The 16,665-nt window shown below is 67.2% G+C and carries 11 protein-coding genes; 5 read left to right on the top strand and 6 right to left on the bottom strand.

The annotated features are described in order from the left end of the window. Nucleotides 1-27 precede the first annotated feature (27 nt). Nucleotides 28-1,248: an ATP-binding protein gene (locus FOE78_RS22300; RefSeq protein ID WP_143988214.1), complete on the top strand. Its 1,221-nt coding sequence runs from the start codon at nucleotides 28-30 to the stop codon at nucleotides 1,246-1,248. A 41-nt stretch (nucleotides 1,249-1,289) separates the two neighbouring features. Here FOE78_RS22300 and FOE78_RS22305 read toward each other — a convergent pair whose 3' ends face one another. The 6 genes from FOE78_RS22305 to FOE78_RS22330 all read right to left on the bottom strand — a co-directional run bounded on the left by FOE78_RS22305 (nucleotide 1,290) and on the right by FOE78_RS22330 (nucleotide 9,293). Next, the gene (locus tag FOE78_RS22305) at nucleotides 1,290-2,927 is read right to left on the bottom strand and encodes a bifunctional uroporphyrinogen-III C-methyltransferase/uroporphyrinogen-III synthase (protein ID WP_210415065.1); all 1,638 of its coding nucleotides are present in this window, start codon (nucleotides 2,925-2,927) and stop codon (nucleotides 1,290-1,292) included. Between the two features lie 262 nt (nucleotides 2,928-3,189). Then, nucleotides 3,190-4,347 (bottom strand): hydroxymethylbilane synthase, encoded by a 1,158-nt coding sequence (gene hemC / locus FOE78_RS22310; RefSeq protein WP_143988216.1) that lies wholly within the window; start codon nucleotides 4,345-4,347, stop codon nucleotides 3,190-3,192. Further along, nucleotides 4,344-5,702 carry a glutamyl-tRNA reductase gene (locus FOE78_RS22315; RefSeq protein WP_143988217.1) on the bottom strand — a complete coding sequence of 453 codons (1,359 nt, stop codon included), beginning with the start codon at nucleotides 5,700-5,702 and terminating at the stop codon, nucleotides 4,344-4,346. Before FOE78_RS22315 ends, hemC begins: the two co-directional genes overlap by 4 nt. Further along, a complete protein-coding gene (locus FOE78_RS22320; RefSeq protein ID WP_407662600.1) occupies nucleotides 5,699-6,472 on the bottom strand; it encodes a redox-sensing transcriptional repressor Rex in 774 nt (257 codons plus the stop codon). The genes FOE78_RS22315 and FOE78_RS22320 overlap by 4 nt, the downstream gene beginning before the upstream one ends. Nucleotides 6,473-6,610: 138 nt before the next feature. Continuing rightward, nucleotides 6,611-7,051, bottom strand: coding sequence for a DUF7144 family membrane protein (locus FOE78_RS22325; protein WP_143988218.1), 441 nt, complete (start codon nucleotides 7,049-7,051; stop codon nucleotides 6,611-6,613). Nucleotides 7,052-7,199: 148 nt separating this feature from the next. Then, nucleotides 7,200-9,293, bottom strand: a complete 2,094-nt coding sequence (locus FOE78_RS22330) for a LuxR family transcriptional regulator (RefSeq protein WP_210414716.1) — start codon at nucleotides 9,291-9,293, stop codon at nucleotides 7,200-7,202. A 535-nt stretch (nucleotides 9,294-9,828) separates the two neighbouring features. Here FOE78_RS22330 and FOE78_RS22335 point away from each other — a divergent pair. Genes FOE78_RS22335 through narI form a run of 4 tightly spaced genes read left to right on the top strand, consistent with a single transcriptional unit; the run spans nucleotide 9,829 to nucleotide 16,665 of the window. Then, nucleotides 9,829-13,560, top strand: coding sequence for a nitrate reductase subunit alpha (locus tag FOE78_RS22335; RefSeq protein ID WP_143988219.1), 3,732 nt, complete (start codon nucleotides 9,829-9,831; stop codon nucleotides 13,558-13,560). Then, nucleotides 13,557-15,287 (top strand): nitrate reductase subunit beta, encoded by a 1,731-nt coding sequence (gene narH / locus FOE78_RS22340; RefSeq protein WP_143988220.1) that lies wholly within the window; start codon nucleotides 13,557-13,559, stop codon nucleotides 15,285-15,287. The genes FOE78_RS22335 and narH overlap by 4 nt, the downstream gene beginning before the upstream one ends. Beyond that, nucleotides 15,284-15,916, top strand: coding sequence for a nitrate reductase molybdenum cofactor assembly chaperone (gene narJ, locus FOE78_RS22345; RefSeq protein ID WP_210414717.1), 633 nt, complete (start codon nucleotides 15,284-15,286; stop codon nucleotides 15,914-15,916). Before narH ends, narJ begins: the two co-directional genes overlap by 4 nt. Then, entirely contained in the window at nucleotides 15,913-16,665 is a 753-nt protein-coding gene (gene narI / locus FOE78_RS22350; protein ID WP_143988221.1) for a respiratory nitrate reductase subunit gamma, read from the top strand. Before narJ ends, narI begins: the two co-directional genes overlap by 4 nt.

Genomic DNA, 16,665 nt, shown 5'->3' on the forward strand with positions numbered 1-16,665 from the left:
GCCTTCTAAAGCTCGTAAGATTCGGTCGTGGACCCACTGCGAAATCCGTACACGCCCAACGCCGGGGCCGAACCCGAGGCGATCGTCGGCAGAGACGACCAGCTTGCCTCTTTCGATCTCCTGCTCGCCCGATTGGAACGCGATCGGACCGAACAATCGATGATCATCACTGGGCTGCGCGGTGTGGGCAAGACCGTGTTGCTCGGCCAGTTCCGCGCAAAGGCGCTGGGCCGGAGATGGACCGTCGTCGAGCTCGAGGTCAGCAAACACGACGACTCGGGATTTCGCCTCGATCTGGCACATCGGCTTCGCTCCGCACTCTTGGATCTGTCACCAAAGGCTCGGTGGACCGATCGCTTCCATCACGCCGCAGGCGTGCTGAAGTCGTTCACGGTCAGCGTTCAGGCGGACGGCGGCTGGTCCTTCGGTCTCGATGTTGATGCCGCTGAGGGGTTCGCCGATCACGGCAACCTTGCCGCAGACCTGACAGATGTCCTCGTTGCGCTCGGTGAAGCAGCCAAGGAACGCGAGCGGGGTGTCGTGCTGCTCCTGGACGAGATCCAATTCCTCAGCCGACTCCAACTCGAAGCTGTGATCGGTGCACTGCACAAGCTCGTTCAGAGGAAGCTGCCGGTGACGCTCGTCGGCGCTGGACTGCCGCAGATCGCCGAACTCGCCGGCGATGCCAAGTCCTACGCGGAGCGCTTGTTCAAGTTCCCGGCGATCGGAAATCTCAGTGAGGCGGACGGCCGGGAGGCTCTGGCAGCGCCTGCCCGTGACGAGGGCGTCTCATGGACGCCTGACGCCCTGGACGAGGCTGTCACGATCACACAGGGGTATCCGTACTTCCTGCAGGAATTGGGCTACGTGACCTGGTCGATTGCCGAGGGGAACTCGATCAATGCAACCAATGTGCGGGAGGCGATTGACGCCTACCAGTCGAAACTGGATGGCTCGTTCTTCCGGGTTCGTCTCGACCGAGCGACCGAGCTTCAACGCGCCTACCTGCGCGCGATGGCGGACCTCGGGCCGAATGCGCACAAGGCGTCCGATGTGGCAGCACGGATGGGTCGCAGGTCGGAGAATCTCGGCCCCACCCGAGCAGAACTGATCAGTATGGGCTTGCTCTACACGCCGGAATTCGGCTACGCGGCGTTCACCGTGCCGCAGTTCGACAAATTCCTCATCCGTGCGATCCCGAAGCTCGAGGTGCCGAAGCCCAAGCCCCGCGGCCGACGACCGCGCTGAGCGATCCCGGCCGCAACGAGCCGAGAAGCCCGGACCGCAGCTCAGGACGTACGACGGCGGCCGGCCTTGCGCTGCGACGGCTTGGTCACCGGCTGCCCCTCGGCGACCAGCGCATCGCGCCGGTTGGCGGCGAAACCGGCCAGTGCGTCGGCCAGCTCCAGCGCGGACGGCTTCGGCGCGACCACGTCCACCCGCAGTCCGTGCTCCTCGCAGGTCTTCGCGGTGGCCGGGCCGATCGCGGCGATGATGGTGGAGGCGTGCGGCTTGCCGGCGATGCCGACCAGGTTGCGCACGGTCGAGGACGAGGTGAAGACGACCGCGTCGAACTTGCCGGTCTTGATCGCCTCCCGCACCGGCGCGGCCGGCGGCGCGGCCCGAACGGTGCGGTAGGCGGTGACGTCCTCGACCTCCCAGCCGAGCTCGGTGAGTGCCGCCGACAGGGTCTCGGTGGCGATGTCGGCGCGGGGCAGGAAGACCCGGTTGATCGGGTCCAGCACCTCGTCGTACGGAGGCCACTCGGCGGCCAGTCCGGCCGCGGACTGCTCACCGGTCGGCACCAGATCCGGCTCGATCCCCCAGGCCTGCAGGGCGGCGGCGGTGGTCTCGCCGACGGCGGCGACCTTGAGCCCGGAGAACGCCCGGGCGTCCAGTCCGTACTGCTCGAACTTCTCCCGGACCGCGCGGACCGCGTTCACCGAGGTGAAGGCGACCCACTCGTAGCGGCCCTCGACCAGACCCCGTACGGCCTTGTCCATCTGCAGCGGGCTGCGCGGCGGCTCGACCGAGATGGTCGGCACCTCCTCGCTGTGCGCGCCGTAGGTCCGCAGCCGCGCGGTCAGCGACGCGGCCTGGTCCTTGGTCCGCGGCACCAGCACCCGCCAGCCGAACAGCGGCTTGGTCTCGTACCAGCTCAGCGACTCGCGATTCTGCACCGCGGCGCCGAGGGTGATGTGGATCAGATCCGTCGGGTCGGCGGCGATCTTCGCCGTCTCGTCGGCGACCTCGGCCAGCGTGGTGGTGATGCTGAGCTGCTCGGTGCTGCCGCCGTGCAGGGTGATCAGTGCGAGCTCGTCGGCGGACCGCCCGACACTGGTGGCGACGTCGACGAACTCGGCCATCATGCCGACCCGGCTGCTGACGACCAGAGTGGCGACGCCGACCCATTCGGCAGCGGCGGTCTTGGCGAACCGGCCCTCGGTGGCGGACACGAAGTGCACTCCGCCGGCGTTGTTCAGCGCCACCCCGGCGTACTCCGGCACCGCGGTCAGACTGCTGACGCCGGGTACGACCTCGAAGTCGATGCCGCCGCGGACGCAGGCCGCGGCCTCGTCGGAGACCGCGTTGTCCAGAAACGGGTCACCGCTGACCAGCCGGACCACCCGGACACCGGAGCCGGCGTGCTTGAGCACGGTCTTGGCCCGGGCCGACGGCGGCAGCGGCTTGCCTGCTTCGGACAGCCCGAGGATGCTCACCTCGGCCCCGTCGGCGAGCTTGATCGAGGGGTGTTGCAGAATCTCTCGTTGACGCTCCGAGTCCAGGATCACCGCACCGGCATCGCCCAGTGCAGCAATCGCGCCCAGGGTGAGCAGATCGGGATCACCGGGCCCGGTGCCGACGAAGATCACCCGGCCCCGTGTGGTCTGGACGGCAGCGGCCGCTCCGTCCCGGGCCTGTTGCAGGGCCCTTCCGGACGCGGACGCAACGGGGTTGGCGGAGACGGGATTGGACGTGACCTGGGTGCGGGTCTTGCGGGCCGACGATGTGCTCACTGGCGATTCTCGCGTTCTATTTCCTGCCGGGGCCGTTCCCAGCTGTTGCTGCGACGGTCCCGGGTGGACGGCTCGACCGGCCTCGGCCGAGTCCGCCCGAAGATGTGCTGGATCCTGGACTTCCTAGCTCTGCTGCTTTTCGGTTGTCGCGGTCGGGGCGCACCGTCGGCGGTCAAGCCGTACGGAAGTCGCTCGGGTCAACCACGCTCAGCGCCAGCTGCGCGAGTCGGCTGCCGAGTGCGATCGGATCGTCTCGATGACCGCTCCCGCTGATCGTGACCAGACGTCCGTGGCTGCTCACGGAGTCGCCCTGCTCACCATCTGTCAACTGGCCCTGCAACTGCGAGGATTCGGTGCCGGTTCGGCTGCGCTGGCTCTCCTCATCCCCCCTCGTTCTCCCAATAACCGCGACCAGAGTCAAATCGGTGCCCGCATCTCGGACGCTCCCCGAATCCAACCCCTCGACCGTCGCCGCCCCGGCGCCCGTCGGCACCGCAGCGAGACTCGCTCGCGCCCCCACCGGGGCCGTGCATCCGGCCTCGAGGACGGCGAGGAATCGCCGCTCGGCAAGGACTTCTGCCCTGGTGACGGCGTCGTTGAGCCTAGTCAAAACGGCGCGAATCCTCGAATCGAGCGTGGTCGCCGCCTCGACCGCGAGGGCCCCCTGTCCCGGAGCCGGCAACAGCTCGTGGTAGGGCAGCACCGCGGCCGGCAGTCCGCCGACCATCAGTCCGGTCGATTCGTCGCGCTCCAGCCGGTGCAGTCGGCGCAACCCGGCAGCGGCCAGCACGGTTGCGTCGTACCGGCCGTCGCGGACCTTCTGCAGTCGGGTGTCGACGTTGCCGCGGATCGGCTCGATCGCCAGCTTGACGCCGCGTTCGGCGGCCAACTGCTCCAGTTGTACGGCGCGCCGGGGTGCGCCGGTGCCGATCAGCAGAGGTCGGCCTCGGTCGAGTTCGCGGTCCCCTTCGACAAGCTCAGGACACCGGTTCGACAAGCTCAGGACGCTCGGGTCGCGGGCGACGAGGACCTCGTGGGTGTCTTCGCGGGGCGGGTAGGCGACGACTTCCAGGCCGTCCACGTCGGCTGTCGGCAGGTCCTTCAGGGAATGCACGGCGACGTCGATGCCGCCGTCCAGCAGCCGATCTCGTACGGCGGCGGTGAAGACGCCGGTACCGCCGATCTGGGTGAGTTCCCGCCGATCGACGTCGCCCTGGGTCTGGATCGGGACGAACTCACAGTCCACTCCGAATCCGGCCAACGTGCCGGCCACCAGTTCGACTTGTGCCCGAGCAAGTGGCGAATTCCGGGCGCCGATCCTGATCATCATGGTTCGTCCCGGTCGAGGGCCGGTGTCGGTTCGATTGCGCTCAGGTCGGGCTGGGCGGACTCCGCCTCGACCGCATCGGTGGACATCACCGCGGCGACCGCGTGCGGATCAAGGGCGAACAACTCCCGCAGCGCGGCGGCGTAGTCCACCTGGCCCTGATGGGCGGCGTATTCGCGCACGCGCACGGTCGGGTGGTGCAGCAACTTCTCCACCACCCGATGCACGGTCTTGGCGAGCTCGGCCCGGGTCCTCGGATCGAGTTCCGGCAGCCGACCGTCCAGCCGGCGCAACTCGGCGTCGGTGACGTCGGCGGCCATCGACCGCAGTGCCACCACCGTCGGCGTCACCTGCGCTGCTCGCCGCCGCCCCAGGAAGTCGGCGACCTCGCGGCGTACCAGTTCGCGGGCGGCGTCGACCTCCGCGGTCGAGATCCGACCGGTCGACGCCCCGGTGCCTTGCTCGGCCGAGCGCAGCAGCAGTCCGAGATTGATCAGGGGCAGCCGATCGGCGATCGCCGGATCGGCATCGGCAGGCAGCGCCAGGTCGATCACCGCGCCGACCTCGGTGCCGTCCAGCATGTCCGCGGTCAACACCAGACCTTTGGCGCCGGTACAGGTGATCACCAGGTCTGCCTCGGTCACCGCCTCGGGCAACTCGGCCAGCGGACGGGCCCGGCCTCCGATCGCCTCGGCCAGCCGCAACGCCCGATCATGCGTACGGTTCAGGGCCGTCACCCGGGCGCCGGCCGCGGCCACCGTACGAGCGGCCAGACCGGCCATCGAACCGGCGCCGACCACCAGCACCCGCTTGCCCTCGATCGGGCCGACCAGGTCGGCGTACTGGGCCAGCGCGGCGCTGACCATGGACCGGCCGGCCGCGCCGATCGCGGTCTCGGTCTGTACCCGCTTGCCGACCCGGATTCCCTGCTGGAACAGGGAATTCAGCACCGTGCCAACGGTGCCGGCCTGCTGGCAGCCGATCAGTGCGGAACGCACTTGACCGAGGATCTGGTTCTCCCCGATCACCATCGAGTCGAGTCCACCGGACACGTTGAAGGCGTGCGCGACCGCGCCCTCGTCGAAGTAGACCGAGCAGATCCCACGCAGGGTTTCGACCGGCAGTCCGCAGCTGTGGGCGAGTTGTTCGGTGATGTCGTCCAGACCGGCGTGGAAGCGGTCGACCTCGGCGTAGATCTCGGTCCGGTTGCAGGTGGACAACACCACCGACTCGTCGATGTGCTCGCTGGTGACCAACGCGCCGGCCAGCTTGCCGGAGGCCTCGGCGTCCATCGCCAGCTCGCCCAGCATGTCGATCGACGTCGTCTTGTGCGAGACGCTCACCACTAGGATGCTCACGCCGTCACCCCATGAGGGTGTACGGAGCCGGTCCCGTCGGCGTTCGGCCCGGACTCGAGCGGATCGGCCATCTGCTGCTGCTCGTGGTAGGCCAGGATCTGCAGTTCCTGACCGAGATCGACCTTGCGCAGGTTGACCTCGGGCGGTACCGAGAGCGCCGTCGGGGCGAAGTTCAGGATGCTGCGGACACCGCAGGCGACCAGTCGGTCGCAGACCTCCTGGGCGCCGGCCGCCGGAGTGGCGATGATGGCGATCCGGACCTCGGTGCGCTCGACGATCTGTTCCAGGTCGGCGAGATCGGAGATCGGCACTCCGACCACGGTCCGGCCGATCAGGTCGGGTTTGGGATCGAGCAACGCGACGATCTTGAAACCGCGGGAGCCGAAGCCGGAGTAGTTGGCCAGCGCCGTACCGAGGTTGCCGAGGCCGACGATGACGACCGGCCATTCCTGGGCGGACCCGATCTGACTGCCGATCTGGAAGCGGAGATACCGCACGTCGTAGCCGACGCCGCGGGTGCCGTAGGTGCCGAGATAGGAGAGGTCCTTGCGCAGCTGGGCCGGATTGACCCCGGCGGCATCGGCGAGTTCGCCGCTGCTGATGGTGGCCACACCGTCGTCGGCCATCACGTTCAGCGTCCGCAGATAGACCGGAAGCCGGGCGATCGTGGCGTCGGGAATGCCCTTCTCGGCGATCGGCCGATCGGCTCGCACCGAGACCACCTGCGGACCGATTGCCTCCTCGGCCGGCCGAGGCTGTGAGGGCGTCACGTGCGTTGTGCCTCCGATGCTTGCAATCAACAGCTCCGCGACCACACTTTAGGAGCTTGTGAACGCGATAACAAACCTCGGAGGCGGTAACTCACGCCGGTCGGCCGTCCAGCCGACCGGCGCCGACGGATCCAGATCTCAGGCGCTCGCCTCCCGACCGTGGACGGCCAGCGCCCAGATCACGAAGACGTCCAGCGCGATGATCACGATGGTCCAGAACGGGTAGTACGGCATGAATCCGAAGGCACCCAGCGCCCCGATGCCGGCCATCACGATGCCGACCACCCTGCCCCAGCTCTGCCCGGACAGCACCGCGATGCCGGCGAGCAGCACCAACGCCCCCAGGATCAGGTGGATCCAGCCCCAGGCCGTGGTGTCGAACTGCAGGATGTAGTTGCGGGTGGCGACGTAGAACTCGTTGCGGACGATGGCGACCAGGCCCGTGAACGCCTGGAACGCACCCGCCATGATCATGATCACGCTGGCGAAGGTGAGGAATCCGCTGGCCTCGCCGGTGGATCGCGCACCTACCCTGTTCTGCTCGTGTGCCGCGAACTGCGGCGCAGCTTGCTCGGCCATCAGCCGACCCCCTTCGATGCCAGCCGGCGGGCTGGAGTTTGGTGGGCCAGCGGCCGTGCCGACCCAAAACAATCGAAGTCCCCAAGACCGTCACGGCGAATCACGCGCATCGCGTGAAATCGGCTGGCCCGGCCGCCCGGCCCGAAGCTCAACCGCCGAGCAAGCCGAGAGCCAGGGCGAGCTCCACGGCATGACTGCGGGAGGAGACGCCGAGCTTGCGATAGATCGAGCCGACCTCGGTGCTGACGGTGTTGCGGGACAGAAAAAGCCGGTCGCCGATCTCGCGGATGGTCAGATGCGTCTGCAGGTAGGGCAGCAGCCGCAACTCGGCCGGGCTGAGCGGCGGACGCAACGGCGAGGAGGCCGTGCTGTTGGCGTTCAGCACCCGGCGAACCACCGCCACTTCGTCCACCAACGCGCCGAGCTCCGGACGCTGCAGCAGGATGTCGTCGATCTCGCGGAGCAGCTGCCGGGCGGTCGGCCGGTTGTCCAGACTCAGGTAGACCCGTGCCAGTTGCAGTCGTCCGCGGACGGCGAGATACGGCAGCGCGACGGTGCAGACCGGACGCGTACGCATCCCGCGGACCAGCTGCCGGCTCGCGGCCTGCCGATCGTTGTCGTGCACCGCCAGCCGGGCCGCGCCGGCGAAACCGAGCAGGCTGGTCGGGTAGTCCTGGGTCCGGTGTTCCTCGATCACCGCCAGCGCATGCCGTACGTGCTCGCTCGCCTCGGTCCAATCACCGCGATCCATCGCCAGCAAGGCGAGCTCCGAACTCCCCAGCACGTACGCGTCGCTGATGCCCGAGCCGTTGGCGGTCGCCTCGGTGAACGATGCCTTCGCCTCTCCGACATCGCCCGTCAACAGGTAGGCCTCCCCGCGCAGGCACAGCGCCTGGTCCCGCCAGGGACTCCACGGCGGTTCTTCGGCGACCGCCTGGCGGGCGTCCCGCAGCGCACGTTGCGGCCCGTTTGCGCACATCATGCTTCGCAACATCGCCCGGGCGGACGCGAACGAGGCCGAGCCGTCGCCCGGGATCGAGTCGTACTCGGCGTCGTCGATGGCCGCCAACCAGCGCTGAGATTCGCCGACCTGACCGGACAGGGCCGCGATCCAGCCGGCGATCACCGCCAGCGGCGGATGCTCGGTGATGGCGGCGTTGCCGATCGTCTGCAGCCACCGCTGCAGGGTGGACAACTCGCCGGCAAGGTAGGTCGGCAGCGCCAGTGCGGTGATCAACTCGGCGCACCGCCGGCGTTCGCCCGTGCCGAGCAACTGCTCCAGCGCCTTGGCCGGCGAGCCGTGCTCCTCGTACCAATCGGCGGCGCGCAGCTGCAACCTGATCATCAGCTCCGGCTCGACCCGGCGCAGTTCGCCGAGCAGGAACTCGCGGAAGAGGGTGTGGTAGCGATACCATTCGCGTTGCCGGTCCAGCGGGATCAGGAAAACGCTGGACGTTTCCAACTCCTGCAGCAGCTGCTGCGAGCCGGGTCCACGGATCAGCGCATCACACAACGACGCGTTCAGGTGATCGAGTACGGCGGTTCGGCGCAGGAATCGCTGCACCCGCCGAGGCTGCTGCATCAGCGACTCGCGATACAGATAATCGGCGACATAGCGGTCGTCGCCGGACACCGACAGGGCCTCGCGCTGCCGGTCCCGAGCGATCAGCGCGGCGAGATAGAGGCCGACGGGCCAACCCTCGGTCCGCCCGGTCACCGCGATCGCCTGCTCCGCGGAGACCGGCACCCGCGCCTCGGCGAAGATCTGTGCGGCCGCGTTCACGTCCAGAGCCAGATCCGCGGCGCCGAACTCCAGCAGATCGTCGCCGGCCCGCAGCCGCGCCAGCTGACGCTGCTCGGTCCGACTGGCCAGCACCAACTGCGATCCCGGCGGTATCCCGGAGATGATCACGCTCAGCACGTCGCGACAGTGCGGCGCGCGGAGCTCGTGCAGGTCGTCGACGAACAGCACGAACGGATCGGTGCTCTCTTTGAGCGCCAGCGACAACATCGGCGCTGCTCGGCCCAGTGCCGAGACGCCCCGTCCCCGCATGTCGGCGGCCAGCGTGTCGTTCCCGGGGGTCACCCGCGCGTAGGCCGAGGCGAGCAAGGTCAGCAGCACCACCGGATCGTCGTCGAAGCGGTCCAGACTGACCCAGGCCGTCCGCCGCTCCTCGACCAGCGCCCATTCGGCCAGCATCGTGGTCTTGCCGTAGCCGGCCGGTGCGGTCAGCGCGACCACCCGGCACGTACTTCTCCGTGCCCGGTCGATCAAACCGGCACGACTGACCGATCCCGCACGCGGTGGCGGAATCGAGAGCTTGGCTTCCAGAAGATGTCGGTCGAGCCCCCCGACCATCGGCGCGGATTCCTCACGGATCCCGCTCACGGCTTGATTTTACGAACCGGTCAGCGACGTTTCCGACAGTTCGGCAAACTAGCGACGTTGGACCTATCGCCGGTCACGGTCCGGAGCACACCGATCATCGGTCGGCCGGTTGATCGCCACGCTCGATGATCTTGACGTCCTCGACAACACAATCATCGACCACCTGATCGGCGACAACGGCCGCCGAAGCGCCAGAGTCCCACGACCTGCAGATTCACCGACAAGATCAACTGGGTGCAGCTCGATCTCGGTGACGACGTCCATGATCACTTCGTCGACCCGGACGAGCGGCTGCGGATCACCCTGTCGCTTCAGTAGCCGTCGACACCACCGACTTGATCCGACGGCATCCTTGCCAACGGTGTGGTGATCATGGTTCGGTGTGATCATGGCCGCGGACAAAGTTGCCTCAGGGGTTCAGGGTCCGGCAGCACAAGCACTTCTGGATGCCGGGAGATTCTTCACGCGCTGGGAAGAATCCGATGACGGCCGGGTCGTTTTCCGCAAGGGCGGCCGGGCCGGGGACGCCTTCTATCGCGATCGCTGGAGCCACGACAAGATCGTCCGCTCCACCCACGGAGTGAATTGCACCGGATCATGTTCGTGGAAGGTTTACGTAAAAGACGGGGTGATCACCTGGGAGAGTCAGGCCACCGACTATCCGTCGGTGGGGCCCGATCGGCCGGAGTACGAGCCGCGCGGCTGCCCGCGCGGCGCGGCCTTCTCCTGGTACACCTACTCCCCCACTCGCGTTCGTTATCCGTACGCCCGGGAGGTGTTGATCGAGGCCTATAGGGCGGCCAAAAGATCACAGCCGGACCCGGTCGACGCCTGGGCGGCGGTGGTCGGCGATCCGCAGACCCGTCGGCGCTACCAGCAGGCCCGGGGCAAGGGCGGGCTGATCCGGGTCGGCTGGGACGAGGCGCTGGAGATCGCCGCAGCGGCGCACGTGCACACGATCAAGAAGTACGGCCCGGACCGCTGCGCCGGGTTCTCGCCGATCCCGGCGATGTCGATGGTCAGCCATTGCGTCGGCACCCGATTCATCCAGTTGATCGGCGGCGCGATGACCTCCTTCTACGACTGGTACGCCGATCTTCCGGTGGCCAGCCCGCAGGTCTTCGGTGACCAGACCGACGTACCCGAATCCGGCGACTGGTGGGACAGCACCTATCTGATGATGTGGGGTTCCAATGTGCCGGTCACCCGAACCCCGGACGCCCATTGGATGACCGAGGTCCGCTATCGCGGCACCAAGGTGGTCACCGTCAGCCCGGATTATTCGGACAACACGAAATTCGCCGACGAGTGGATGCCTGCCCAGGCCGGTTCCGATGCGGCGCTGGCGATGGCGATGGGACACGTGGTCCTGCGGGAATTCTTCGTCGATCGGCAGACCGACTTCTTCAACGACTACGTCGGCCAGTTCACCGACCTGCCGTTCCTGGTCCGGCTGGAGCAGCGCGAGGACGGATCCCTGGTGCCGGGCAAGTTCCTCACCGAGGCCGACCTCAGCAAGGTCGCCGACGCCTCGGATCTGCCGCCGGAGGACACCTGGAAGACGGTGTTGCTCGACGACGCCAGCGGGCAGCCGGTGGTGCCGAACGGCTCGATCGGCTTCCGCTACGCCGACTCCGGCGAGGGCCGGTGGAATCTTGATCTTGACGGCATCACCCCCAGGTTGAGCTTGTATGCCGGCAATGCGGCCGGCAACGCCGAGGTGCTGCTGCCGGCCTTCACCTCCCTGGACGGACAGGGCGAGGTGCTGCGTCGCGGCGTACCGACGACCATGATCGGTGATCATCGGGTGACCACGGTGTTCGACCTGATGCTGGCGCAGTACGGGGTCGGCCGGGACGGTCTGCCCGGCGACTGGCCGGCCGACTACACCGACACCGACCAGCCCTACACACCGGCCTGGCAGGCCGAGATCACCGGTGTGCCGGCCGAGCAGTGCATCCGGGTGGCCCGGGAATTCGCCCGCAACGCGGTGGATTCGCACGGCCGGTCCATGATCATCATGGGGTCTGGGATCTGCCAGTGGTTCCACGGCGACGCCACCTATCGGGCGGTGCTGGCGCTGTTGATGTTGACCGGTTGCCAGGGCCGCAACGGCGGCGGCTGGGCCCACTACGTCGGCCAGGAGAAGTGCCGGCCGATCACCGGCTGGATCTCGCTGGCCAACGGTTTGGACTGGTCCCGGCCGCCGCGGACGGTGCCGGGAACCTCGTACTGGTACATGCACACCGGGCAGTGGCGCAACGACGGGTACAGTGCCGACTCGCTGCTCAGCCCGCTGGCCAGTGATCAACTGAAGAATCGGCACACCGCCGACGCGATCGCCCAGTCCGCTCGGCTGGGCTGGATGCCGTTCTATCCGCAGTTCTCCACCAACCCGTTGGACGTTGCCGATCAGGCCCAGCAGGCGGTGGCCGAGAAGATGGCCGCCGACGTGCCGAGCTACGTCGCCGACGAGCTACGGTCCGGGCGGTTGCAGCCGGCCATCTCCGACATCGACGCCGAGCAGAACTGGCCGAGAACCCTTGTGCTGTGGCGATCCAACCTGTTCGGCTCCTCGGCCAAGGGCGACGAGTACTTCCTGCAGAACCTGCTCGGCACCCAGGCCAGCGTGCTCGGCACCGAGAACCCGAACGCGCCGCACCCCAAGGAGGTCGCCTGGCACGACGAGACCCCGCAGGGCAAGCTCGATCTGCTGGTCTCGGCCGACTTCCGGATGACCTCGACCACGCTCTACTCCGACATCGTCTTCCCGGCCGCGACCTGGTACGAGAAGCACGATCTGTCGTCGACCGACATGCATCCGTTCGTGCACGCCTTCACCCCGGCGATCGATTCGCCCTGGCAGTCGCGGACCGACTTCGAGTTGTTCCACGGGCTGGCCGAGCGGCTGTCCCAGTTGGCGGTCAAGCATCTGGGCACCCGGCGTGACCTGGTCGCGGTCCCGATGCAACACGACACCCCCGGCGAGACGTCGCAGCCGCGCGGTCAGGTACGCGACTGGCTGACCGATCCGAGCGTGGAAGCCGTACCCGGCAAGACGATGCCGATCTTCAGTGTGGTGGAACGCGACTACACCAAGATCGCCGACAAGCTGGCCGCGGTCGGGCCGCTGGCCGACAAGCTCGGGTTCACCCTCAAGGGCATCACCTACGACATGAAAGAAGCGGTGCGCGGGCTGGCCGGCACCAACGGGGTGATGATGGGCGGCGTCAGCGACGGCCGACCGGCGATCGACACCGACGCCAAACTCGCCGAGGCGATCTTGCGGTTCAGCGGCACCACCAACGGATCCCTTGCCGTGCAGGGATTCAAGACTTTGGAGCGCCGGGTCGGCCGACCGATGGCGGACCTGGCGGAGGGTTCGGAGGAACGCCGGATCAGCTTCGCCGACACTCAGATCTCGCCGCAGCCGGTGATCACCTCGCCGGAGTGGTCGGGATCGGAGACCGGTGGCCGCCGCTATGCCCCGTTCACCCAGAACATCGAACGGCTGAAGCCTTTCCACACCCTGACCGGGCGGATGCACTTCTATCTTGATCATGACTGGATGACCGATCTGGGCGAGGCGATGCCGATCTACCGGCCGCCGCTGGACATGCAGAAGCTGTTCGGCGAACCCCGACTCGGCCGCAACGGCGCCCAGGTCACCGTGCGTTACCTGACGCCGCATTCGAAGTGGTCGATCCACTCGGAGTATCAGGACAATCTGCTGATGCTGTCGTTGTCCCGCGGCGGTCCGACGGTGTGGATCAGCACCGGCGACGCGGACGCGATCGGCGTGGTGGACAACGACTGGGTCGAGTGCGAGAGCGCCAACGGTGTCTACGTGGCCCGGGCGATCGTCAGTCACCGGATCCCGGACGGACTGGTCTTCGTGCACCACGTCCAGGAACGCACCATCGACGTCCCGAAGTCCGAACGGACCGGACGGCGGGGCGGCATCCACAACTCGGTCACCCGGCTGCTCGTCAAACCGACGCACCTGATCGGCGGCTACGGCCAACTGTCGTACACCTTCAACTATCTCGGTCCGACCGGCAACCAACGCGACATCGTTGCGACGATCCGTCGCCGCAACCAGGAGGTGCGATACCGATGAGGGTGATGGCCCAGATGGGCATGGTGATGAACCTGGACAAGTGCATCGGCTGCCACACTTGTTCGGTCACCTGCAAGCAGACCTGGACCAACCGGGCCGGCACCGAGTACGTCTGGTTCAACAACGTGGAGACCCGGCCCGGGCAGGGCTATCCGCGCCGGTACGAAGATCAGGAACGCTGGCGCGGCGGCTGGAAGCTCAACAAGGCAGGCAAACTGCGGTTGCGCACCGGCAGCCGGCTGCGGCGGCTGGCGACGATCTTCGCCAGCCCGGTGCAGCCCAACATCAGCGACTACTACGAGCCGTGGACCTACGACTACCAGATGTTGATCGACGCCCCGTTGGGCGACGACTCCCCGGTGGCCCGGCCGAAGTCGCTGCTGACCGGTGACGACACCAAGATCACCTGGTCGGCGAACTGGGATGATGATCTTGGTGGTTCGGCTCAGCACGGCGACAAGGACGTGTTGGTGCAGAAGGTCCGGCAGGAGTCGGAGCACAAGATCAAGTTCGAGCTGGAACAAACCTTCATGTTCTATCTCCCGCGAATCTGCGAGCACTGTCTCAATCCCAGCTGCATGGCCTCCTGCCCGTCCGGCGCGATCTACAAGCGGGAAGAGGACGGCATCGTCCTGGTTGATCAAGAACGCTGCCGCGGCTGGCGGCAGTGCATCACCGGCTGCCCGTACAAGAAGATCTACTTCAACCACAAGTCCGGCAAGGCGGAGAAGTGCACCCTCTGCTATCCGCGGATCGAGGTCGGCATCCCGACCGTGTGCGCGGAGACCTGCGTCGGCCGGCTGCGTTATCTCGGCCTGTTCCTGTACGACGCCGACGCGGTCACCGCGGCCGCGTCGGTGCCGGACGAGAAGGATCTCTACCAAGCGCAGCTCGATCTGATCTTGGACCCGAACGATCCGGAGGTGATCCGCGGAGCCCGGGAGCAACACATCCCGGACGACTGGATGGAGGCCGCCCGCAAGTCGCCGATCTATCAACTGGCCAAGGTCTACAAGGTCGCGCTGCCGTTGCATCCGGAGTATCGGACGATGCCGATGGTCTGGTACGTGCCGCCGCTGTCGCCGGTGGTCGATCTGCTGACCTCGCAGGGGCATGACGGTGAGGACGCCGGCAATCTGTTCGGCGCGATCGAGTCGCTGCGGATCCCGGTGGAATACCTGGCCGAGCTGTTCACCGCCGGCGACACGAACGTGATCTTGGGCGTGCTGCATCGGCTGGCGGCGATGCGTTCGTATATGCGTGACATCACCCTCGGCAATCCCGGCAACGCCGACATCCCTGCTGCTGTGGGGATGAACGAGGAGTTGGTGCTGTCGATGTACCGGCTGCTGGCGCTGGCCAAGTACAACGAGCGCTACGTGATCCCGCCGGCGCATCTGGAACAGGCCCACGATCTGGAGGAGATCGGCTGCTCGCTGGAGTTCGAGGACGGACCCGGCATGTACGGCTCCGGTCCGATGGGTGAGGCCAGCGGGCGTCCGGTGCCGGTGGCGGTGGAGACCTTCCAGAGCCTGCGGCAGCGGCAGCAGACCGATGTCGCGGCGAATGAGAACAAGCTGCAGGGTCGGGTGAATCTGCTCAACTGGGACGGCAACGGACGACCGGAAGGGCTGTTCCCGCGGTCGCCGGCGACGGCTGAACCGGCCGAGACGACGACCACTCCCGCATCGACGCAGCGTCCGCCCGATCAAGGCGGCACACCATGATGATCACCAAGATCGGCCGCGCGGTACCGAAGACCAGTCAGGCCGATCGGCTGATTCGCCAAGCCGCCTCCTGGGCGTTGTCCTACCCGGATGAGGACGTGTCGGCGCGGCTGCCGCAACTGGTCGAGGTGATGGACGAGTTGCCGCCGGGCGAGGGTCGGGATGCGATGCTGCGTTTCCTGCGGACCTGGATCGACGTGCCGGCCGATCGTCGCCGACGCGACTACATCGAGCTTTTCGATCTTGATCGCAACTACGCGCTGCATCTGTCGTACTGGACGGACGGCGACACCCGCCGACGCGGGCAGGCGCTGGCCGACATCAAGCAGCTCTACCGGACCAGCGGCTTCCTGCTCACCGATGATCAGGAACTTCCCGACCATCTGACCATCGTGCTGGAGTTCGCCGCCGTGGTCGACCCGCAGGCGGGCAGCCGTTTGCTGCAGGACTACCGGCCGTCGCTGGAACTGATCCGGCTCGCACTGGCCGATCGGGGCAGCCCGTTCGCCGACGTGTTGGTTGCCGTTTGTTCAACCCTGCCAGGGGAATCGCCCAAGGACCGGGCGGCCGTGCAGGCTCTCGCCGGACCGCCTCCGATCGAGGCCGTGGGATTGGAGGGATATCGATGAGTCTCTTCCTGTGGGGCATTCTGCCGTACGCGATGATCGTGATCTTGGTCGGCGGCACCATCTGGCGCTATCGCTACGACAAGTTCGGCTGGACCACCCGCTCCTCGCAACTGTACGAGTCGCGGATCCTGCGTTACGCCTCGCCGCTGTTCCACTTCGGCATCCTGATGGTGATCGTCGGGCACCTCGGCGGGCTGGTGATTCCGCAGTCCTGGACGGACGCGGTCGGGTTGAGTGAGCACGGCTATCACCTGATGGCTCTGGTCGTCGGCACCATCGCCGGCGTCTGCACCCTGGTCGGCATCTCGGTCCTGATCTATCGGCGCCGGACCACCGGCCCGGTGTTCATGGCCACCACCAAGAACGACAAGGCCATGTACGTGGTGCTGGTCGCCGCGATCGTGTTCGGCCTGCTCACCACGCTGCTGTTCAGCGGCGTCGGCCCGGCGCAGTCGCACAACTACCGGGAGAGCGTCTCACCGTGGTTCCGGTCGATCTTCATCCTGCAGCCGAACATCGACTCGATGGCCGAGGCGCCGACCGCCTTTCACGTGCACACGCTGGTGGGGATGCTGCTGTTCGCGATCTTCCCGTTCACCCGGCTCGTGCACGCCTTCACCGCGCCGGTGCATTACCTGTTCCGCCCGTACATCGTCTATCGCAGCCGCGACACCAGCCCGTCCGGCAGCCGCTCTCCCCGACCCGGCTGGAGCCCGGTCGGCACTCGGGACCGTGATCAAGTGAGGTGA

This window comes from Microlunatus elymi, from assembly GCF_007362775.1.
In the GTDB taxonomy this organism is placed as follows: domain Bacteria; phylum Actinomycetota; class Actinomycetes; order Propionibacteriales; family Propionibacteriaceae; genus Microlunatus; species Microlunatus elymi.